The sequence below is a fragment of the Halorubrum lipolyticum DSM 21995 genome, assembly GCF_000337375.1.
GTDB lineage: Archaea > Halobacteriota > Halobacteria > Halobacteriales > Haloferacaceae > Halorubrum > Halorubrum lipolyticum.
Genome location: NZ_AOJG01000003.1, coordinates 16,999 through 37,264, shown reverse-complemented (window position 1 = coordinate 37,264; position 20,266 = coordinate 16,999). Strand labels below are relative to the sequence as shown.

General features: G+C 73.1%; 22 protein-coding genes. 8 read left to right on the top strand and 14 right to left on the bottom strand.

Going from position 1 to position 20,266, the window contains the following annotated elements:
• Window positions 1–32: 32 nt before the first annotated feature.
• The gene (locus C469_RS01270) at window positions 33–515 is read right to left on the bottom strand and encodes an Lrp/AsnC family transcriptional regulator (protein ID WP_008003113.1); all 483 of its coding nucleotides are present in this window, start codon (window positions 513–515) and stop codon (window positions 33–35) included.
• A 182-nt stretch (window positions 516–697) separates the two neighbouring features.
• On the opposite strand from C469_RS01270, the gene C469_RS01265 reads away from it, so the two are divergent.
• Window positions 698–1,639: a DMT family transporter gene (locus C469_RS01265; protein WP_008003112.1), complete on the top strand. Its 942-nt coding sequence runs from the start codon at window positions 698–700 to the stop codon at window positions 1,637–1,639.
• Window positions 1,640–1,688: 49 nt separating this feature from the next.
• Here C469_RS01265 and C469_RS01260 read toward each other — a convergent pair whose 3' ends face one another.
• Together C469_RS01260 and C469_RS01255 are read right to left on the bottom strand one after the other, a co-directional pair.
• On the bottom strand, window positions 1,689–2,252 hold the full coding sequence (locus C469_RS01260) for a hypothetical protein (RefSeq protein WP_008003111.1): 564 nt from the start codon (window positions 2,250–2,252) through the stop codon (window positions 1,689–1,691).
• A 187-nt stretch (window positions 2,253–2,439) separates the two neighbouring features.
• Entirely contained in the window at window positions 2,440–2,790 is a 351-nt protein-coding gene (locus C469_RS01255) for a 2Fe-2S iron-sulfur cluster-binding protein (RefSeq protein WP_008003110.1), read from the bottom strand.
• A gap of 179 nt (window positions 2,791–2,969) precedes the next feature.
• Here C469_RS01255 and C469_RS01250 point away from each other — a divergent pair, with 179 nt between their 5' ends.
• Window positions 2,970–3,965 (top strand): biotin--[acetyl-CoA-carboxylase] ligase, encoded by a 996-nt coding sequence (locus C469_RS01250; RefSeq protein ID WP_008003109.1) that lies wholly within the window; start codon window positions 2,970–2,972, stop codon window positions 3,963–3,965.
• 49 nt (window positions 3,966–4,014) lie between these two features.
• Here the strand turns inward: C469_RS01250 and C469_RS01245 are convergent, their stop codons facing one another.
• Window positions 4,015–4,575, bottom strand: coding sequence for a universal stress protein (locus tag C469_RS01245; RefSeq protein ID WP_008003108.1), 561 nt, complete (start codon window positions 4,573–4,575; stop codon window positions 4,015–4,017).
• Window positions 4,576–4,701: 126 nt separating this feature from the next.
• On the opposite strand from C469_RS01245, the gene C469_RS01240 reads away from it, so the two are divergent.
• Both C469_RS01240 and C469_RS01235 read left to right on the top strand, forming a co-directional pair.
• Entirely contained in the window at window positions 4,702–4,959 is a 258-nt protein-coding gene (locus C469_RS01240) for a DUF5789 family protein (protein WP_008003107.1), read from the top strand.
• 100 nt (window positions 4,960–5,059) lie between these two features.
• Window positions 5,060–6,262, top strand: a complete 1,203-nt coding sequence (locus C469_RS01235) for a redox-regulated ATPase YchF (protein WP_008003106.1) — start codon at window positions 5,060–5,062, stop codon at window positions 6,260–6,262.
• Between the two features lie 51 nt (window positions 6,263–6,313).
• On the opposite strand, the gene C469_RS01230 is transcribed toward C469_RS01235, so the two are convergent.
• Window positions 6,314–8,209, bottom strand: coding sequence for an aldehyde ferredoxin oxidoreductase family protein (locus tag C469_RS01230; RefSeq protein ID WP_008003105.1), 1,896 nt, complete (start codon window positions 8,207–8,209; stop codon window positions 6,314–6,316).
• A gap of 114 nt (window positions 8,210–8,323) precedes the next feature.
• On the opposite strand from C469_RS01230, the gene yqeC reads away from it, so the two are divergent.
• Genes yqeC through ptsP form a run of 3 tightly spaced genes read left to right on the top strand, consistent with a single transcriptional unit; the run spans window position 8,324 to window position 11,143 of the window.
• Entirely contained in the window at window positions 8,324–9,067 is a 744-nt protein-coding gene (gene yqeC / locus C469_RS01225) for a selenium cofactor biosynthesis protein YqeC (protein ID WP_008003103.1), read from the top strand.
• Window positions 9,068–9,122: 55 nt separating this feature from the next.
• The gene (locus C469_RS01220; protein WP_008003101.1) at window positions 9,123–9,419 is read left to right on the top strand and encodes an HPr family phosphocarrier protein; all 297 of its coding nucleotides are present in this window, start codon (window positions 9,123–9,125) and stop codon (window positions 9,417–9,419) included.
• Window positions 9,416–11,143: a phosphoenolpyruvate--protein phosphotransferase gene (gene ptsP / locus C469_RS01215; RefSeq protein WP_008003099.1), complete on the top strand. Its 1,728-nt coding sequence runs from the start codon at window positions 9,416–9,418 to the stop codon at window positions 11,141–11,143. Before C469_RS01220 ends, ptsP begins: the two co-directional genes overlap by 4 nt.
• A 12-nt stretch (window positions 11,144–11,155) precedes the next feature.
• On the opposite strand, the gene dhaM is transcribed toward ptsP, so the two are convergent.
• The 6 genes from dhaM to C469_RS01185 all read right to left on the bottom strand — a co-directional run bounded on the left by dhaM (window position 11,156) and on the right by C469_RS01185 (window position 16,442).
• Window positions 11,156–11,536 carry a dihydroxyacetone kinase phosphoryl donor subunit DhaM gene (gene dhaM / locus C469_RS01210; RefSeq protein ID WP_008003097.1) on the bottom strand — a complete coding sequence of 127 codons (381 nt, stop codon included), beginning with the start codon at window positions 11,534–11,536 and terminating at the stop codon, window positions 11,156–11,158.
• The gene (gene dhaL, locus C469_RS01205) at window positions 11,536–12,258 is read right to left on the bottom strand and encodes a dihydroxyacetone kinase subunit DhaL (protein ID WP_008003095.1); all 723 of its coding nucleotides are present in this window, start codon (window positions 12,256–12,258) and stop codon (window positions 11,536–11,538) included. The genes dhaM and dhaL overlap by 1 nt, the downstream gene beginning before the upstream one ends.
• Entirely contained in the window at window positions 12,255–13,253 is a 999-nt protein-coding gene (gene dhaK / locus C469_RS01200; RefSeq protein ID WP_008003092.1) for a dihydroxyacetone kinase subunit DhaK, read from the bottom strand. Before dhaK ends, dhaL begins: the two co-directional genes overlap by 4 nt.
• Window positions 13,254–13,355: 102 nt before the next feature.
• A complete protein-coding gene (locus tag C469_RS01195; protein ID WP_008003090.1) occupies window positions 13,356–13,955 on the bottom strand; it encodes a DUF7109 family protein in 600 nt (199 codons plus the stop codon).
• Between the two features lie 3 nt (window positions 13,956–13,958).
• Window positions 13,959–15,152, bottom strand: a complete 1,194-nt coding sequence (locus tag C469_RS01190; protein ID WP_008003088.1) for a hypothetical protein — start codon at window positions 15,150–15,152, stop codon at window positions 13,959–13,961.
• Between the two features lie 105 nt (window positions 15,153–15,257).
• Complete coding sequence (locus C469_RS01185; protein WP_008003087.1) at window positions 15,258–16,442, bottom strand: MFS transporter; 1,185 nt, start codon at window positions 16,440–16,442, stop codon at window positions 15,258–15,260.
• 100 nt (window positions 16,443–16,542) lie between these two features.
• Here C469_RS01185 and C469_RS17105 point away from each other — a divergent pair, with 100 nt between their 5' ends.
• Window positions 16,543–16,713 carry an HVO_0758 family zinc finger protein gene (locus C469_RS17105; protein WP_008003086.1) on the top strand — a complete coding sequence of 57 codons (171 nt, stop codon included), beginning with the start codon at window positions 16,543–16,545 and terminating at the stop codon, window positions 16,711–16,713.
• Between the two features lie 174 nt (window positions 16,714–16,887).
• Here the strand turns inward: C469_RS17105 and C469_RS01180 are convergent, their stop codons facing one another.
• From C469_RS01180 to C469_RS01170, 3 genes are read right to left on the bottom strand one after another with little or no spacing between them, the layout of a single operon-like run.
• Window positions 16,888–18,243 carry a hypothetical protein gene (locus tag C469_RS01180; protein WP_008003085.1) on the bottom strand — a complete coding sequence of 452 codons (1,356 nt, stop codon included), beginning with the start codon at window positions 18,241–18,243 and terminating at the stop codon, window positions 16,888–16,890.
• The gene (locus C469_RS01175) at window positions 18,240–19,031 is read right to left on the bottom strand and encodes a hypothetical protein (RefSeq protein WP_008003084.1); all 792 of its coding nucleotides are present in this window, start codon (window positions 19,029–19,031) and stop codon (window positions 18,240–18,242) included. The genes C469_RS01180 and C469_RS01175 overlap by 4 nt, the downstream gene beginning before the upstream one ends.
• A gap of 60 nt (window positions 19,032–19,091) precedes the next feature.
• Complete coding sequence (locus C469_RS01170) at window positions 19,092–20,210, bottom strand: aldo/keto reductase (RefSeq protein ID WP_008003083.1); 1,119 nt, start codon at window positions 20,208–20,210, stop codon at window positions 19,092–19,094.
• Between the last annotated feature and the right edge of the window lie 56 nt (window positions 20,211–20,266).

Sequence of the window (20,266 nt, the reverse complement as noted above, 5' to 3'; positions counted from 1 at the left end):
TGCCGCCGTTACCCCGGCGAGACCGCTGTTCCTCAGTCCGTCAGCTCCTCGATCAGCGTGTCGAGGTCGTACGTCGCCGGCGCGCGCGGCTCGTCTCGGAGGGTGGCGATCGTGAACGTCGAGTTCGTGCGCTCGACCTGCGGGATCGCCTCGAAGTCGCTGATGAGGCGCTCGACCGTGTCCGACGACGAGAGCCGCGCGAGAACGACGAAGTCGGTCTCGCCCATCGTGAAGAACGCCTCCGTCACGCCCTCGACCGCGAGCAGCGCGTCCGCGAACTCCTCGTAGGGCCCCTCGTAGTCCGCGAGCACCTCGACGATGACGGTGACGCCGAGCCCGAGCGCCTCGTGGTCGAGGTCGTACAGGTCGTTCTCGATCACGCCGTCCTCCCGGAGGTTGTTCAGCCGGTAGTGGATCGTCGACACCGGAATGTTGGTCTCCTCGTGGAGCCGCTCGGGACTCCCGGTGCCGAGGTCCGAGATCGCCTTCAACAGCCGCACGTCGCGCTCGTCCATACCTCCCGTTTGCGTGATTGTCTGTTATATATTACGACCGATATAGTTGAAGTCAAGTACAACATTGGCGCTCCTTTCGAGACGAAATCGGATCATATTCGTATGCGTGATTGTTCATTCCAGATATCGGCCGATCCGAGAGAATAGTTTAACTATCTCAGTCAATTTCGAACAGATAGCCAATGAATCTGCGGAACCTCATTTCCACTCCCGAATCGATCGTCGCCGCGTTCGTCCTCCTCGCGACGCTGTGGGGCACCTCCTTCGTCGCCATCGAGGCCGGGCTGCACTACTTCCCGCCGCTCCTGTTCGCCGGCGTGCGCTACGCCGTCGCCGGCGCGGTCGTGTTGGCCTTCGCCGTGGTCGCGGCCGGGAGAGCGGTCCCCCGCGGTCGCGACGAGTGGCTCGGCGTCGCCGTCGCCGGCGCCTTCGTGATCGCGGCGTACCACGGGCTGCTGTACGTCGCCGAGATCCACATCACCGGGGCGGTCGCCGCGGTGATCGTGAGCCTCTCCCCGGTGTTGACGGCCACGCTCGCGGCGCTGCTCCTCCCGAACGAGCGGCTCGGCCCCTACGAGATCGGCGGGTTCGCGCTCGGGATCCTCGGCGTGATCGTGATCGCCGACCCGATGGAGGCGGGGCTCGGCAGCTCCGCGCTCCTCGGCGTCGCGCTCGCGTTCGCCGGCGCGGTCGCCTTCTCGCTGGGTGCCGTCCTGCTCCGCCCGCTCCGCACCGACCTCCCGATCGCCGCGCTGCAGGGGTGGGCGATGGTCTCCGGCGCCGGGATGCTGTTCGTCGGGGCCGCCCTGCTCGGCGAGTCGCCCGCGGCGATCGTCTGGAACGCCACCTCGATCGCGTCGCTCTCGTACCTCACGCTGCTGTCGGGGGTCGTCGCGTTCCTGATCTACTTCGCGCTGCTCGACGAGGTCGGACCGACGCAGCTCCACCTCGTCGGCTACGCGGAACCGGTCGTCGCCGCGGTCGGGAGCTGGGTCCTGCTCGGCAGCCTGATCGAGGCGGAGGCGCTCCTCGGCTTCGTCGCGATCCTCGCCGGCTTCCTCGTGCTCGAACGCCACGAGATCGCCGCCTACGTCGGCGTCGAAGACGTGCTGCGGACGCGCTGACCACCGACCGTTTCGTTCCGCCTGCTTCGCCTGCTTCGCCTGCTTCGCCTTACCCGCCGATGTCCTCGGTCAGCCCCGCCCGGAGGTCCCGTCCGAAGTAGTGACCGAGCAGCGCTAACGCGAGCCCCGCGCCGCCGCCGACCGCGACGAGCGGCAGCCCCCACTGCGAGAGGTAGTCGATCCCGATCGGGAGGAAGCCGACGCCGAGGACGCTCGTCACCGCGCTCGTCGCGCCCGCCGCGGCCCCGGCGATCCCCGTCTCGACGTACCGACGAGTCGAGACGACGAGGCCGAGCAGGAACGCGGCGAGGAACACGCCGCCCGCCGTCCCGATCGTTCCGCCGATGAGCGGGATCAGACCGCCGACGAACACCCCGACGGCGACCGTGACGAGCGCGAGCGCGAAGGCCTTCGCCGAGAACCACCGGCCGGAGACGCCGATTCTGCCGGCCTCCCCGGCCCGGGAACTCCCCGCGCTCGGTTCGGGGGTCGCGGCGCCGCCCGTCTCGGCGTCGGGCTCCCCCTCGCCGCCCGCGAGGTCGTCGTCGAGGAGGTCGTCGAGGTCGTCCATCGGGTCGCCGTCGGACGCCTCACGCTCCTTGGAGGGTTGCATACCCGAGAATTCGCCCGTGAGGTCTTGTGTCTTGTGGCGAGACCGTCTCGGACCTCTCTGCGTTTCCTTCCCCCTCGTCGAGTCCGCCGCCGACAGCGTGCGACTCGGTAACGCTCGCCGTTTCACCGGAAACCCGGTGTCTCCGGTCCGGATCCGGACGGCTCCGACCGCCGAGCCGGAGGCGCGCTCACTCCTCGCTCTCGGGTCGCGCCCGCGAGCCCCACACCAGCTTGTCGACCAGCTCGACGGTCATCGGACCGTCGACGGTCACCTGACAGGAGAGGCGCGGGTAGCCGAACCGGTCCGCCAGTCGGTCGTGCCAGTGCTCGGGCGCGGGTCCCTCGCGGATCCGGACGCCGCAGGTGGCACAGAGCCCCCGACCGCCGCAGTTGAGCCGGCGCGTCGCGGCGGCGTACGGCGACAGCCCCGCCTCCAGGAGGGCCCGGCGCAGGTTCCGTCCGGGTTCGACGGCGAGCTCGGTCCGGTCGTCGCCGTCGAGGACGGTCAGGGGAACGGTTTCGGGGCCGGAACCGGTCATTCGGCCGGAATTCGCGCTCCACACGGATAGGCCTGTGCTCGGTCCGACCGGTCGGGCGAGAGCCGGGGTCCGGAGTCGGGCGGGAACCGGGGCTCCGAGTCGGGCGGGAACCGGGGCTCCGAGTCGGGCGGGAACCGGGACCCGGAACGGCTTTGCACGCTCGCGCCGACCCCGTCGACATGGACACGCGTCGCGCGCTGCTCGACGCCCTCGGCGACGGTCCCGTCTCCGGTCCCGCGCTCGCCGACGACCTCGGCGTGTCGCGGGCGGCGGTCTGGAAGGCGGTCGAGTCGCTCCGCGAGGAGGGGTTCGCCGTCGAGTCGACCTCGGAGGGGTACGTCGCCCCCGCCGATCCCGCCTACTGCGCGGCCGGGATCGAGTTCGGGCTCGACGCGCCCTACGCGGTCGAGTACCACGACCGGATCGCGTCGACGAACGAGCGGGCCCGCGAACTGGCGAGCGACGGGGCCGACGGCGTCGCGGTCGTCGCCGACGAGCAGACGGGCAGCCGGGGGCGACTCGACCGCGAGTGGGTCGCGCCGAGCGGCGGCGTCTGGCTCTCGCTCGCGGTCCGGCCCGACGCGCCGCCGGCCCGCGCCCCGCTCTTCACCCTCGCCGCCGCGGTCGCGACGGCCGACGCCTGTCGAGAGGCGGGCGTCGACGCCCACATCAAGTGGCCGAACGACGTGCTCGTGGGGGAGTCGGAGAGCGGAGACGACGGCGAGGGCGACGGCGACGCCGACCCGGGCGGTCGCGGCGGCCGCAAGGTCGCGGGGATCCTCACGGAGATGGAGGGCGAGGCCGACCGGATCTCGTGGATCGTCCCGGGGATCGGCGTCAACGCCAACGTCGACGCCGAGGCGCTCCCGGCGGGCGCGACCTCCCTGTGCGAGGAGCTCGGCGAGCCCGTCGACAGGCGTCGGTTCGCAGCGACCCTCATCGAGCGCTTCGCGGCGCTGGCGGGGACCGCCGACCGGATGGACCGGATCCTGCCGGCGTGGCGCGAGCGCGCGAGCACCCTCGGCCGTCGGGTTCGCGTCGACACCCCGAACGGCCCGGTGACGGGCACCGCGGTCGACGTGGAGCCGCCGGGCGCGCTCGTGATCGAGACGGACGAAGGAGTCAGACGGGTCCACGCCGGCGACTGCGAGCACCTGCGCGACGCCGACGGCTGATCGGCGTGCGGATCGGACCGCAGGGGACCGCGAAACCGACGGCTCCCGACTAGCTCCGTCCGGTCGCTTCCGGGTCTCCGTCAGCCGGCGAGTCGCTTTCGGCCGGCGAGTCGCTTTCGACCGGACTCTCACTCTCGACCGAGCTCCCGTCGGGCGTTCCCTCCGGTATCTCGCCGTCCAGCCGCACCGTCAGCACGGGGACGCTCGACCCGCGGACCACCTTCTCGGCGACGCTCCCGAGGAGGAGGCGGTCGATCCCGCCGCGGCCGTGCGTGCCCATCACGATCAGGTCGCAGCCGTTGCCCTCGGCGTACCGGATGATCTCCTTGCTCGGCGAGCCCTCCGCGACCGCGGTCTCGACGTCGAGGTCGGTGGCGGCCGCGAGGGACTCGACCTCCTCGGCCGCCTTCTTCGCGTCCTCTCGCAGGAGGTCGCCGACCCCGTCCCACGAGCTCTCCATCGGCATCCCCGCGTAGCTCGCCGTGTCGACCACGTACAGCCCGTGGACCGCAGCGCCGTGGACCGAGGCGAGGTCGAGGGCGTGCGCGACCGCCCGCCTCCCCTCGGCGGAGCCGTCGGTCGGGACGAGGATCCGATCGTATAGAGTCATACGTTCACATGCAACACGCCCCCGCCGGCACATAACTCTTTGCGCGTTTTGCCGGTTCTCGGCGGACGGCGGACGCGAAACCTCGACGAAGCGCGCGTTTAAGCCCCTTCGCGCCGATACACACTCATGACATCCGAAGTTCACCTTTCGCGCGTCGAAGACGAGTTCCGCGGCCACTCCTACCCGGCCGCCCGCGAGGACCTCGTCGAGTCCTGCGCCGGCACGACCGTGCTGTTCGCCGACGGCGACGCCGACCTCGGCGACCTCGTCGCCGACATCGACCAGAAGCGGTTCGAGAGCCCCGAGGACGCCTTCGCCGCGCTTCAGAACGTGCTCCCGATCGAGGCGCTCGGGGAGCCGGGGCAGTCCGACGGCGACGCCTGACTCGGGTCCGGTCGCGGGCCGCGTCGGCCCCCGCGTCACCCGTACGCACGCCACGGCGCGTCTCGCATCGCTTTTTACCGTGGATCGCGCACTGGTGGTAATGAGTTACCGGATCGGCCTCGTCGGCAAGCCCTCCGTGGGGAAGTCGACGTTTTTCAACGCCGCGACCATGAACGACGTGCCCGAGGGCGCGTACCCGTTCACCACGATCGACCCGACCGTCGGCGAGGCGTACGTCCGCGTCGACTGCGCCGCCCCCGAGTTCGACGAGACCTGCACGCCGAGCGTCGGCGTCTGCCGCGAGGGCACCCGCTTCGTTCCCGTCAAACTCGTCGACGTCGCCGGCCTCGTCCCCGGCGCCCACGAGGGACGCGGCCTCGGGAACCAGTTCCTCACCGACCTCAACGAGACCGACGTGTTGATCCACGTCGTCGACTTCTCCGGCAAGACCGACATCGAGGGCGAGACGACCGAGGGCCACGACCCCCGCGAGGACATCGACTTCCTAGAGGAGGAGCTCGACGCGTGGTACCTCGACGTGTTGGAGAAGGGCCTCGAGAAGTTCGAGACGCGCTATCACGGCGCCGACGCCGCCATCGAGGCGGAGCTCGCCGACCAGATGTCCGCGTTCGGCATCGACAAGGACCGGATGAAGCGGGTGATCCTCGCCGAGGGGCTCGAACTCGACCCCGAGACGTGGGACGAGACGGACAGAACCGAGCTCGCCCGGGAGATCCGCAAGCGCACGAAGCCGATGGTCGTCGCCGCCAACAAGATGGACACCCCCGAGGCGCAGGCGAACTGGGAGGAGATCACCGCCGACCCCGACTACGACCACCTCTCTTTCGTCCCCGCGAGCGCCCACGCCGAAAAAGCGCTTAAAAACGCGAACGAGGCCGGCGTCGTCGACTACACGCCGGGCGAGTGCGATTTCGAAATCGTCGGCGACGTCTCCGGCGAGCAGGAGGCGGGCTTAGCGCAGATCGGCGAGTTCGTCGCCGAGTACGACGGCACCGGCGTACAGGGCGCGCTCGAGGAGGCCGTCTTCGACGTGCTCGGCTGTATCGCCGTCTTCCCCGGCTCCGCCAACGGGAGCAAAGACGAGAAGGGCGTCTTCCGCGACTGCTTCATCCTCCCCGAGGGGTCGACGACTGAGGACTTCGCGTTCCACATCCACTCGGACATCGGCGAGGGGCTCCTCCACGGCACCGACTGCCGGAGCGGGCGACAGGTGGGGACCGACCACGAGCTCGACCACCGCGACGTGATCGAGCTGATCTCGACGAAGCAGGCGGCGCCGTAGGTCGGCGACCGTTTTTTTTTTAATGGTCAGCCGCCGTCCGCTTTTCGTCGTTCAGTCGCCGCCGCCGTCAGCGGCGCCGAAGTCCGGCACCGTTTCCGCCGACCCGACCGGCGTCGCCGCGTCGGGGAGGTCCGCGAGCCCGAGCCGGTCGAGCAGGGCGGTCGCGGGTCGCCCCTCGCGGTCCCAGCCGCGGTGCGCGTAGTACCGGTCGAGGAGGTCCTCGAAGGCGCGGGGGTCGAGGCCGTCGTCGGGCGCGTCATCCGTTTCTCCCGCCCCGTCGGTCCCGCGCGTCAGCGCGTCCGGGAGCCCGTCGTCGCCGCGGTCGAACCCCTCTCGGAGGTTGAACAGGCGCGTGAGCGTCCACACCCGCTCGCCGAGGAGCCGGAGGTCGTCCGGGTCGCGCTCGTCGCCGAGCGCGGCGAGCCACTCGGCGGCCGCCGCCGGCCCGAAGCTCTCGGCGAGGAAGTCGTCGCCGACGAGACACCACAGCGCGGCCCGCCGGTCCTGCTCGTCGGCGACGACGGCAGCGCGCTCGGCGGGGCCCCACCCCGGGTCGGTCACCGCCTCGGTCTCGACCGGTCGCGCGCGCCGGTGGCAGCCGCCGCGGTCGCCGGTCGCGAACGCCAGCGCCATCGTCGCCGCGCCGCGCGGGTCGTAGGAGGCGAGCTCCATCCCCTTCACGGTCGGCACGAGGTCGGCCCCGCCGAACCGCTCGGCGGCGGCCGCCACGCCGTCCGCGAGCGCGTCGGCGAGGGGGGTCGACCGGGCCGCGATCTCCTCGATGAGTGCCCGCGCGGCGGCCTCGTCGCCGAAGGCGAGCCCGCGGTCGACGCCGTGATCGGCGGGGTCGATCAGCCCCGCGTCGCTCGCGCGGACCGCCCACGCGACCGCGTTGCCGGCGGAGATCACGTCGATCCCGAGGCGGTCGCAGACGCCGCCGAGAGCCGCGACCGCGTCGAAGTCGTCGATACCGAGCCCCGCGCCGAGCGCGATCGGGGTGCCGCCGCGGGGGACGGTCGCGTCGGGGGCGTCCGGGGAGTCGTCGGCGTCAGCGTCGCCGTCCGAGCGCTCCCCCTCGCCCGTCGGCACCCGAAACCCGCCCGGAACCGAGTCGTCAGGGCGCTCGCGACCGGTCGCGCGCTCGCTCGCGGAGTCGACCCCCAGGGCGTCGGCGCCGTCGAAGCGGCGGGCCTGCCAGCCCCGGGTCGGGAGCACGCCCGTCTCGTCGCCGAACGCGACGGTCTCTAGGGTGTCGCCCGCGGCGAGCCAGCGCCCGGCGTCGCTGTCGGCGAACGCCGCCTCGGCGCGCTCGCGGAGCGCCCGGAGCGCGTCGGGGACCTCCGGCGCCGGGTCGCGGGCGACGACCGCCTTGAGCCCCTTCGCGCCCATCACGGCGCCCGCGCCGCCCCGCCCGGCGTGGTGGTCGCCGCCGTCGGAGGCGATCGTCGCGTACCGGACTCCCGACTCGCCCGCCGGGCCGACGCAGGCGACGGCGGCGTCCGGGAACCTGGCGTCGGTCTCGGCCGCGTCGAGCCCTCGAAGGTCTCCCGCGGGTTCGATCGTCGCCTCGCCGCCGGCGAGCGAGAGGGCGACGGGGTCGTCGGCCGCGCCCTCGATCACGAGCCCGAGGTGGTCGCCGAGCGAGCCGGCGAGCCGGGCCGCGAACGACCCGCCCCCGTAGGAGTCGAGGAACGCGCCGGTGAGCGGGGACTTCGTCACCGCCGCGTAGCGCGGCTCGCCGGGGAGGTAGCCGGTCAGGGGACCGACGAGGAACGCGAGCCGGTTCGCCGGCGACGCCGGGTCGACGCCCGGCTCCATCTCGTAGAGGTACCGCGCGCCGAGCCCCTTCCCGCCGACGTAGCGCGCGAGCCACTCCGCGGGGACCGGCTCGCTGCGCACGCGCTCCGCCGAGAGGTCGACACGGAGCATCCGGTCGGGAACGGTCATCGTGAGCCACCTCGCGGGCGAACGGGATTAAACCACACGCCGGGGTAATCACCCTCGGTCGAACCACACCCCCGACCGACGGCTTTTCGCCCCCGGGGGACCACGACTCCGGACATGGACGACGTGGTCGACGCCCTCGACGCGGCCGCGGGAACGACCTGTCTCGTCGGCGCCGGCGGGAAGAAGACCACCCTCTACGCGCTCGCCGACCGGCTCGAGCGGGCGGTCCTCACCGCGACGGTCCGGATCCCGATCTTCGACCGGGAGGTCGCGGACGTCCGCGTGACCGAGGACCCGGTCGCCGCCCTCGCGGAGCCGGCGAACGCGGCGGCCGAGGACGCCTTCCCGCTCGGCCTGGTCCCGGAGCGCGAGCGCGACGACCGGTACCGCGGGTACGACCCGGCCGTCGTCGACGAGATCGGCGCCGCCCACGGCGGGCCGGTCCTCGTGAAGGCCGACGGGGCGCGGACGCGCCTTTTTAAGGCCCCGAACGAGCGCGAGCCGCAGCTCCCGGCGAGCGCGGACCGCGTGGTTCCGGTGGCGAGCGTCGGCGCAGTCGGCGAGCCGCTGACCGGCGAGACGGTTCACCGTCCCGAGCGTGTGACCGCGATCACCGACGCCGAACTCGGCGACGAGATCACCCCCGAACTGGTCGGTCGCGTGCTCGCGCACGAGCGGGGCGGTTTAAAAGACGTTCCGCCGGACGCGACCGCGATCCCGCTTATAAATGCCGTCGACGACGCCGACGACGAGGGGGTCGGGCGGGAGATCGCGCGAGTCGTCCGCGAGCGCGCGGACGTGCCGCGGGTCGTCCTCGCGCGGATGATCGAGGGAGAGGTCGTCGCCGTCGTCGAGTGAGCCCGGCCGCCTCACCGAACCTACTTATAAGGCCACGCCGCGCCTATCCGGATCCATGGAACGTACCGTGACGGTGGTGCCGGAGGCGGGCCTGCACGCGCGGCCGGCCTCGAAGCTGGTGCAGACGGCGAACCGGTTCGACGCCGACGTGTCGATCGGTCGCGCGGACGACGGTGACGACGGGCTCGTCCGCGCCGACAGCATGCTTTCGGTGAGCGGACTGAACGTCGCCCACGGCGAGTCGGTCCGGATCGTTGCCGAGGGCGCGGAGGCGGCCGACGCGCTCGACGCGGTCTGCGACCTCCTGACGAGCGCGGTCGAAGAGGACGGCGACGGTGAGGCTCCGCCGTGAAGACGCTCACCGGCGTCGGAAGCACGCCGCTGTCGGGCGTCGGGACGGCGCGCTGGTACCGCCCCGAAGCCGGCCTGACGCTCCCCGAGCGACCCGACCCGTCCGCCGTCGACCCCGACGCCGAGCTGGCGCGGTTCGCTGACGCCCGCGACGCGGCCCGCGAGGCGATCCGGGACGCCCGCGACCGGGCGGCCGAGCGCGTCGGCGAGGAGGAGGCGGCGGTGTTCGAGGCCCACGAGCAGTTCCTCGACGACCCGGAGCTCGTCGGCGACATCGAGGCGGCCGTCGAGGACGGGACGCCGGCCGAACACGCCGTGCGCGACCGGTTCGCGGCCGCGATCGATCAGTTCGAGGCGCTCGACGGTCCCATGGCCGAGCGCGCGGACGACCTGCGCGACGTGCGGGACCGGCTGCTCCGCGTCCTCCTCGACGTCGATTCGCTCGTCGACGTGAGGGATCTCCCGGACGGCACCGTGCTGCTGGCCGAGCGGCTCACCCCGAGCGACACCGCGGAGCTGGACCCGGACGCGGTCGCCGGGATCGCCACCGTCGCCGGCGGCCGGACCGCGCACGCGGCGATCATCGCGCGGTCGCTGTCGATCCCGGCGGTCGTCGGGGTCGGGGAGTCGCTTCGCGACATCGAGGACGGGACCGAACTCCTCGTCGACGGCGAGGGCGGGCGGGTGGTCGCCGACCCCGACGCGGAGACGCGCGCGGCGGCCGAGGGCGAGGCGACGTCGGCGGTCACCGAGCGCGTCTCGACCGCCGACGGCCGGCCGGTCGAAGTGGCCGCGAACGTCGGGAGCGAGGCGGAGCTCGGCCCCGCGTCCGAGCGCGGCGCCGACGGGATCGGGCTGTTCCGGACGGAGTTCCTCTTCCTCGACCGCGAGGCGCCGCCGAGCGAGGACGAGCAGTACGAGGCCGTGACGGCCGCGCTGGCGGCGTTCCCGGACGACCGGGTCGTCGTCAGGACGCTCGACGTGGGGGGCGACAAGCGGGTGCCGTACCTCGACCTGCCGGACGAGGCGAACCCGTTTCTCGGCCGACGGGGGATCCGGCTCTCGCTCGACGAGCACTGCGACCTGTTCGAGACGCAACTGCGGGCGCTGCTGCGCGCGGCCGCGAGCGATGGCGACGCGGACGGCGCAGACGACGCTGACGACGCGGACGGCGAGGGGCTCGCGGTGATGTTCCCGCTCGTCTCGCAGATCGAGGAGGTCGAGGCCGCGGTCTCGGCGGTCGAGTCGGTCGCCGCCGACCTCGACGCGGAGGGCGTCGACCACGCGGTCCCGGAACTGGGCGCGATGGTCGAGACGCCGGCCGCGGTCTTCCTCGCGGACCGGCTCGCAGACCGGCTCGACTTCCTGAGTATCGGGACGAACGACCTCGCCCAGTACGTGATGGCGGCCGACCGCGAGAACGACGGCGTCGCCGCGTACCACGACCCGCTCCACCCGGCGGTGTTACGCGCGATCGACCGCACGGCGTCGGCCGCAGAGGAGACCGACGCGTGGGTCGGGATGTGCGGCGAGATGGCCGGCGACCCGGCGTTCACGGAGCTGCTCGTCGGGCTCGGGCTCGACGAGCTCAGCATGAGCGCGGTGACCGTCCCGGCGGTGAAAGAGCGGGTCCGGGAGGTCGACTCGGCGGACGCGCGCGACCTCGCCGAGCGGGCGCTCGCGTGCGAGACGCGCGCCGAGGTGCGGGAGCTGCTCGACGGGTAGCGTTCCGACGCTCTACAGCTTCTCCATCCCGCGCGCCGCCTCCGCCTGCTCGCGGACCGAGTCCAGCGTGGCGGACGGGTCGGTGGCGGCGACGGCCGCGTTGACCGCGCCCTCCAGCACGGGCGCGTCCGCGATGACTGCCTCCGCGTCGCTCAGCTCGACCGCCACGTCGGCGTTCATCACCGCGCTGCCGAGGTCGACGAGGACGACGACGCCCTCGCCGTCGTCCGCGGCGTCGATGGCGTCGCCGATGGCGTCCGGGACGGTACCGATCCCCCCCTGTCCGTCGCCGCCGACGGGCTCGATGCGGGTGTCGCCGGCCATCTCGGCGGCGACCTCGACGATCCCCTCGGCGGCCCGCTCGCTGTGGGAGACGACGGCGAGGCCGACCATCAGTCGTCCTCCGCCGCCGCGCTGTCGTCCTCGGCCGCCTCGTCCGGGATCGTCGGCGAGGTCGCGTCGACGTCGGGAATCTCCGCGTCGAGGGCGTCGGCGGCGACCGCGAGCAGCTCCTCGAGGATGTACAGCGCGCTCGTCGCGCCGGGGTCCTGATGGCCGACGGACCGCCAGCCGAGGTAGGAGGCGCGGCCCTTTTTCGCCCGGATCGGGACGGTGAACGCGACGCCGCGCTCGGCCGCGTCGACCGCCTTCGCCAGCGCCTCGAGCGGCGGGAGCTCGTCCGTCTCGACCGACTTCTTGAACGTGTGGACCGCCGGGGTGAGCGCGTCGACCACCGTCTGGTCGCCCACCCGGGCGTCGCCGCGGTCCTCGACCTTCTCTAAGTAGGTCTCGGCGAACGCGACCGCGCTCTCGGCGTCGATCCCGTCGTCGAGCTCGGCGCTCGCGAACACGAGCGAGCCGCCGAACAGCGGACCGGAGGCCCCGCCGACCTCGGCCATGAGCGTCTTCCCGACCGTCTTGCAGACGGTCTGGGGGTCGGGGTCGTCGAGGTCGCGGGCGGCCTCGGCGGCGGCGGCCCAGCCGCGGGCCATGTTGCCGCCGTGGTCCGCGTCGCCGATGGCGGAGTCGAGCTCGGTGAGGTGCGCGCGCTCGTCCTCGATGCGCTCCGCGACCGCCTCGACGGCGTCGACGACGGCGGCGCCGTCGCCCGTCATTTCGTCGTCAGCGCCGGGGTGTCGGCCGGCGCGCCGAGCAGCTCCTTCAGCTCGTCGTCGACGGCGCAGACGGTGATAGACGCGCCCATCATGTCGAGCGAGGTCATGTAGTCGCCGACCCACGCGTCCCACGTCTCGAGGTCGTGTTCCCCGAGCAGCTCCTGGAGCCGGCGGTTGACGACGAACAGCTCCATCTGCGGGGTCCCGCCCATCCCGTTGACGACCGTGAGCACCTCCTGTCCGGGATCCAGATCGAGGTCGTCGAGGACCGCCTCGGTCAGCGCGTCGGTGATCTCGTCGGCGCTCATCATCTCCGTGCGCTCGGTGCCGGGCTCGCCGTGGATCCCGATCCCGAGTTCGATCTCGTCGTCGCCCAGGTCGAAGGTGGGCTCGCCTTTCTCGGGGGTGACACAGGAGGTGAGCGCGGTGCCCATCGTCCCCACGTTGTCGATCACCTTCTCGGCGACGCGCGTGACCTCCGAGAGGTCGGCTCCCTGCGCGGCCTTCGCGCCGGCGGCCTTGTGGACGAGGATCGTCCCGCAGACGCCTCGTCGCCCGGACGTGTACAGCGAGTCCTCGACGGCCACGTCGTCGTTGACCACGACGCTCTCGACCTCGACGCCCTCCATCTCGGCGAGCTCGATGGCGGTCTCGAAGTTCATCACGTCGCCCTCGTAGTTCTTGATGATCGCGAGCACGCCGTCGCCCGCGTCGCAGGCGTCGATGAGCGCCTCGAACTCGTCGGCGGTCGGCGAGGAGAACACGTCGCCGGCGGCCGCCCCGTCGAGCATTCCGTCGCCGACGTAGCCCGCGTGGGTCGGCTCGTGACCGCTCCCGCCGCCCGTCACGAGCGCGACCTTCCCCTCGACCGGCGCGTCGTCGCGCACGACCACCTGCGTGTCCGGGAGCCGTCGGAGCCGGTCCGGATACGCCGCGGTCATCCCGTCCAGCATCTCGTCGACGACGTCGTCCGGGTCGTTGATCAGCTTCTTCATAATCACCGTCACAGACACTCGCTGCGCCATTAAAGATATGCCCCGAGGGTCCGGCGGTCGCCGGCGGCGTGGGTCGGATTCGGTCCGATCTGGCGCTGAGGGTCAGCCGTCAAGCTCGTCCACGATCCGCTCGCGTATCGCCCCGGCGTCGACGGGCGCCCACGCCTCGATGTCGTAGGTCACGTCGGCGAGGACCTCCAGCCGGTCCGCGTCGCCCGCCCCGATCGCGGCCACCGCGTCTTCCGACAAACGCTCCAACACCGCCTCGGAGAGCGTCTCCCGGTCCACGCCGCGGTCGGGCACGTCGAGGATGTGCGGGAGGTCCTCGGCGTCCGCCGGCAGCGAGGGGAAGGCGGCGGGGCCGACCGCGAGCGCGACCGCGTCGGCGTCGGCTCCGTCCGCGGGGTCCGCCACCACGTCCGGCGCGCTCCCCGCCACCGCGTCCGACGCGCTCCCCGCTCCCGCCTCCGAGAGCGCCGCGGGCGGCGCGGGGACGAGCGCGTACTCCGCGACCGCGACGTCGATGGCGGCGGCGATGGCCTCGTCGTCGACCTCGGCGCGCTGTTTATAAGCGAGCTCCGAGAGCGCCCGCGACAGCTCCTCGCGGGTGAGCCACTCGAACAGGTCGACGACGCCGGCGAGGTCGTCGCGGGCGGCGACGCTGGGGGCACCGCCCTCGGGTCCGCTAGGTCCGTCTCCCATCGATCAGTCCTCCCCCGGCGCGGCGTCGGCGCTCGGGTCCGCTGGCCGCGGGCGGTCGGCCGTCCGTACCTCCCGGTCCGTTCCCCTCGATCCCGTGTCACGCGCCGCCGCGAGGTCCGCCCGCGCCGCGTCGGCGACCTCCGCGGGCGTGACCGGCGCGTCGCGCCACGCCGGCAGGCGGGTGTCCGGACCCGGCTCGCCGAGGGCGTCGGCGTACGTCGCGACCTGCTCGCGCTCGGCCGCGCGGTCGTAGTCGAGGCCGTTGAACGCGGCGTCGGTCTCGTAGCCCCGGACCAGCCCGTCGGCCGCCTCCCGGTAGCGATCGGCGAGCGCGTCGTACCGGACCTCGACGCCGGCACCCTCGACCGCGCGGAGGGTCGCCTCGCCGACCGCCTGGCTCATGTCGGCGAGCCCGGTCGGACCGTCGACGGAGCGGTGGTCGTGTTCGTACCGTCCCAGATCGACCTGGGCGCTCCCCGCGAAGCCGGCGTGCGCGAACGCCTCGCCGAGCGTCCCGACCTCCAGCCCCCAGCCGCGCTGGACGCGGAGTCTGGAGACGAGGTCGGTCGTCGCCGCGAACTCCCCGGCGAGCGCGTAGCGGAACGCGTCGAGGTACTCCAGGACGCCGGGCTCGCGGCGCTCGGTCGCGTCGACGAGCGCGCGGACTAACGGCCGGAAGAACAGCCGGAACAGCCGCCCGTACAGCGAGCCGTCCTCGACGCGGGCGTAGTACCCCTTCGAGAACTCGTGGCCGCGCGCGAGCGGGAACAGCAGCCGACTGACGAAGGCGGGCGAGTACGTCTTCGTGTCGGCGTCGTGGACGACGACGAACTCCTCTCCCAAGGCGCGGCCGAGCCCGAGCCACACGTCTCGGCCCTTCCCGCGGCTCCCGTCGAGCCCGCGGTCGGCGAGCAGCTCCGTGAGCCGCGGCCCGCCGCACCACAGGGTCTCCACCTCCACGTCGAACCCGTCGAGCCAGTCGGCGAACGGGCCGACGCGCTCGGCGGAGGCGCGGAGGGGCACGACGACGCGGGCGGGGTCGACCGCCTCCAGCGCCGTCAGGACTCGGTCGGCCGCGAGCGTCCCGTACTCGCGCTCCGTCATCGGCACGACGACCGCCGCCCGGCCGGTCGGAGCGTCCGGCCGGTGGTCGGTCAACGCGTGCAGCGTGGTCACGCGCTCTTGGACGTACTCCATCTATCAGTTACACGGGCGCAAGCCCCTAAATAGGTGCGATACCCGTGCTCCCGTGCCGGTCCGGGTCGACGGGGGGCCGCCGAACGACCCGCGGGAAGCGCCCGGTCAGGCCGCGCGCTCCGCGCCCGCGGCGCCGCCGGGGATCCGACCGAGCCGCTCCAGCACCGCGTAGGCGACGACGACGAGCGCGAGCCCGCCGGCGAGCGAGAGGAACACCGCGTCGTAGCCGGCGCCGGCCTCGATCGCCTCGCCGACGACCCACGAGCCGGCCGCCTGCGTCGTCATCATCCCGGCCGAGAAGACGGCGTACGCCGACGCCCGGGACCCGTCCGGCAGCGACGCGAGCAGGTAGGTGTCGCCGGCGGGGAACAGCATGTGGATGGCGAAGCCGACGACGACGCTGGCGGCGACGACCGCGGCCAGTCCGGAGGAGACGACCACGAAAACGACGCCGACGAGGAACGTCGTGACGATCCCGAGCAGGTACGGGACGTGCGGGAGCCGGTCGGCGAGGTCGCCGGAGATCACGAAGGCGGGGACGCCCGCGGCGAAGATCACCGTCAACAGGTTCCGCGCCGTCGCGGGCGGGAGCCCCTTGTCGATCATGTACAGCTCGTAGAAGTTGAACAGCCCCTGCCAGACGAAGCTCGTGAGCCCCATGAGCACGACGCCGGCGACGATCAGCTTCCACTCCGAGAGCGCGCCCGCGACGAAGTCGGTGTCGCTCGCGCCGGCGTCCGGGAGGTCCGTCCGGCGAGCGAAGGCGACGAAGACGGCGGTGGAGGCGGCGGCGGTGAGCGCGAGCCCGTAGAAGGCGAGCCGCCAGTCGTACCAGAGCGCGACCGTGACGACCGGCGCGGCGGCGACGGCGGCGAGCTGGCTCGCCATCCCGTGGACCCCCACCACGCGTCCGACGCGGGTGGGGAACAGCTCCGAGATGAGCGGGTTGGCGGCGACGAAGTAGACGCCGGAGGCCAAGCCGATCGCGAACGCGGCCGTCATCAGCGTCGAGACGCCCGGTGCCAGCGCGACCCCGAGCGCACCGAGCGTCAGCATCGCCCCGGAGACGAGGACCACGAACTGGCGTGAGAAGCGCGTCAGCGCCCAGCCGGCCGGGAGGCGCGGGGCCGCCGAGCCGAGCCACGCGAGCGTGACGATGAGCCCCGCCGTCCCCTCGCCGATCGCGAACTCGGCGATGAACTCCCCCACGAGGGGTGCGAACACGACCCGCGCGAAGTTGACGAGGAAGACGATCGCACACAGCGATCCGAACAGCCGACTCCGTGACACGGGCGACGTACTCGACGGCGGGAGACAAGGGTTGCGAAAGCGACGCGTCCGACCGGCGTCGTACGGGGTTTTTATACCGTCACGCGATCAACCTCGAGTCATGAAATCGACGCGGAAGGGGCTTCGCGACGGCGACCTGTTCAAGGACACGTACGAGCGGCTGAACTGCGCCGACTGCGAGAAGGTCCTGAAGAAGAAGAACGACCCGGACGAGGTGTTCTCCGTCCGCGTCTGCCCCGAGTGCGAGGCCACGTTCAAGGAGCTTCGCTGACGGCTCCCCGTCTCCCGTCGCACCGTCGTCGAGACCGAACGCCACCGCGTCCCCGCCTCTCAGCCCTCTCTTTTAATCGTCCGCCCGCCGCTCGTTGCTCGCTTCCCGCGCGTTCGTTGCGTGCTCGCTGTTCCGCTTCGCGCGCGCTCGTTGTCCGCTTCCCGCGCGTTCCAGCTACGCGTCCGGCGACTCGAACGCCTCGCCCACCGACGCGAGCACCGGGTCCGTCTCGCGGGCGACCAGTCCGATCCACCGGTACGCGGCGAAGGCCCCGGCGACCGTTCGCGCGTCGGGATCGCTCTCCGCGAGCGCGGCGTCGCGCTCCGCGAACAGGGGTCGGAACCGCCCCCCGAGCCAGCGCGCCAGCGGATTGGCGCTCGTGACGAGTCCCGCCACCGACCGGATCGCGGCGTCGCGTTCCGCCTCGACCGCGGCGGCGTCCGCCGGGAACAGCGTCTCTCCGTCCTCGATCCGCGCGGCGAGCGCGGCGAGCGCGCGCAGTCGGACCCGAGCGAGCGCCGTTCGGGTGAGCGCCGTCGCCGGGTGGTCCGGGATCCAGTCGTCGATCGGAACGGGATCGAACCGGAGGTCCTCGAAGGTCCGGTAGTTCGCGCGCGAGAGGAGCGAGACGCTGGGGGCGTCGCGCGCGACCGGCCGGCTATCGAGGAACGCGTCCGTCCCGGGACTTCCCCTGAGTCGGTCGCCGTCGCTCCCGTGAAGCTCCCGGAGCCGGTCGCCGACCTCGCTCCCGACCCGCTCGGCCGCCTCGCGGAGCGGCCCGTCGACCGTCCGCGGAGCGGCGAGCGACGCCCGATACCGGTCGCGGAGGTGCCGGCCGACCTCGACGCGCGACTGCACTCGCTCGACATCGCCGACGGTCTCTCCGGCTCGGAGGGGGTCCGCGCTCTCGGCGACGCCCGCTGGCCCGCCGACGAGGTCGCGGCGCAGCGCAACGTCGAGCCAGCGCTCGATCGGGCCGTACACGGCCGCTCCGACGAGAGGGTCCGACGCGCCTCCGGGGAGAGTCTCCAGCGTCTCGGCGGCCCGGTTCCGGACGGCCCCCACGCCGTCGGTCACCCCTCGCGGGTCGCCCTCGGCCGTCACGCCGGCCCACGTGCCGACTGCGGTCGCGGCGTGGCCCCGCGCGGTCGCGAAGCGCTCCGCCCGCCGGAGCGGCGGGAGCGACTCCTCGGGCGCCGGGAGCGCGTCGCGAGCGGCGGCGCGTCCCTCCGCGATCTGCTCGCGGAGCGCCCCGTTCGGGAGCGTCTCCGCCGTCAGCGGCTCGGGAATCGGGTCGAGCAGCCGGTCGACTCGGTCGGCGAAGGCCGCCGAGACCCCGCTCCCGATCGACACGGGGACGAGCCGCGGGCGGTCGGGGACGGGCGCTTCGGTCGCCCGCGACATCCCGGCCGTGTCGAGCGACGGCGGGTCGTCCCAGAACCCCCGGTCGCGTCCGCCGTCGAGACAGCCGCCGAGCGCGAGCGCGCCGGCGGCCGCCAGCGCGCCGCGGCGGGTGAGCCGGCGCGTCACGAGCCGTCACCTCCGGCCCCGTCGGCCGCCTCTCCGCCGCCTCCGCTCTCGCCGAGCGCCGTGTCGTTGCCGGACACGGTCGCGTTCGCGTCGATCCGGTCGTACCGCGTCTCGACGGCGCGGCAGGGGGAGCGCCCGCTCGACCCCGATCGGGTGAGCCGCGAGTCGAGCGCGGCGGGAAGTCGGAAGAGGAGCCCGACCGCGTCGCGCGCGTCAGCCTCGCAGGCCGCGTCGGGCGGCCGGAGCTCGCGGCAGTACTCGTACTCGACGTCGCCCGGCCGCCACGAGACCGACCGGATCCGGAACCGGTAACACGACTCGACGCCGGCGCGGGCGACGAACACCGTCTCCGCCTCGTAGTCGGTGTCGTCGAGGAACGACCGGACCCGAGAGCGGTCCTCCTCGGCGACGCCCGAAGCGACCGTCAGTTCGGCCGCCCGGTCGGCCGTCGTCACGAGTTCGCGCCCGATCGGAGCGGGATCGGCGTCGCCCCCACTCGCGTCGCTCCCGTCACCGCCGTCGCTCCCGTCGCCACCGGCGCTCCCGTCGCCGCCGCCGGCCTCGACGGCGCCGGCCTCGACGGCGCGGTCGACGACGGCCGCCTCGCCGCCGGGGTTTCGCACCTTCAGCACGGTCGGGTCGTCGTCTGTACCCGTGGTCGATCCGTCCGTCGATTCGGCCGCCGGACTCGAGTCGCCGTCGCCGCGCGTCTCGGTGCCGAGACAGCCGCCGAGCGCGAGCGCACCGAGCGACGCGCTCCGAAGGAGGGCCCGCCGCGTGGGGGACATGCGTCCGGCTTCGGGCGGTCCCGACAAACGTCTTTTGCCGGTGTCGCCGCCGGCCGGTACTCACTCGAATACCGCGTCGAACGCGGACGCGCCGAGGGGGTCAAAGGTTCCGGCGGCGACGTTCTCGCGGAGGTGATCGAGGTCGCTCGTGCCGACGAGCGAGGCCGTGACGCCCGGCGCGCTCCGCGCGAAGTTGAGCGCGCGCTGGGCCGGCGTCTCGCCCGCGAGCGTCGCGTCGACCTCGGCCGGGATCGCGCCCTCGACGGCGAGGTCGCCCTGCCCGATGCTCGCGCTCGTCACCACGGAGAGCCCGGCCTCGTGGGCGAGCTCCAGCGCGGAGACCGGCTCCGCGTCGCCGGCGGGGTCGCCGCCGGGAGGCCGCTGGTTCCGCCGCGTGAAGGCGTCCGCCATCGCGACGTTGAAGGGGAGCTGGACCGCCTCGAACCCGTGGTCGTCGTCGGGGCCGACCGCCTCGCCCGCGGCCTCGGCCCGCGAGAGCACCTCCGCGAGCGAGAGGTATCGCTCGTCGCCCTCGGCGACGCGGAACGCGTCCCACGTCGCGACGCCGTACGCTCCGAGGTCGCCCGCGGCGCGCCGGCGCTCCAGGAGCTCGAAGGCGGCCTCCAGCCGGTCGTACACCGCCTCGCGGGAGCGCGTCGCCAGCTGCGTCTCGGGGTTGTGGACGTAGTAGCAGTCGACCGCGTCGAGCCCGAGCCGGTCGAGCGAGGTGTCGAGCGACCACGCCAGGTAGTCCGGGGCGATCGCGTGGGCCCCGCCCGCGAGGTCGTCGGGCGCGACGATCCCCGGCTCGACGAAGCGCTCGCGGACGAACGCGGCGGGGTCCTCGGGACGCTCGCCGTCGAACGGGAGGAAGCCGCCCTTCGTCGCCACCACGACCGCGTCGCGGTCGATCGGGGAGTCCCGGAGCGCCTCGCCGACGACGCGCTCGGCGCGCCCGCACCGGTAGTTGACGGCGGTGTCGACGTGGTTCACGCCGGAACGGAGCGCGAGGGCGATCGCCTCGCGGGAGGCGTCGTCGACGGCGGCGGTGGGCTCGCCGAGGTAGGTTCCGATCCCGACGCTGGAGGCCACTCCCGGCCCGAACCGCCGGAAGTAGGTGCGCCCGAAGGCGTCGCCGAACTCGTCGCGGTAGCCCCAGAGGGCCTCGCGGGTCGCCATATGCGCACCGGTAGTCGGCTCGCGGGTAAAAGTCGCGCGGGAGGTCGGCCCGCGGA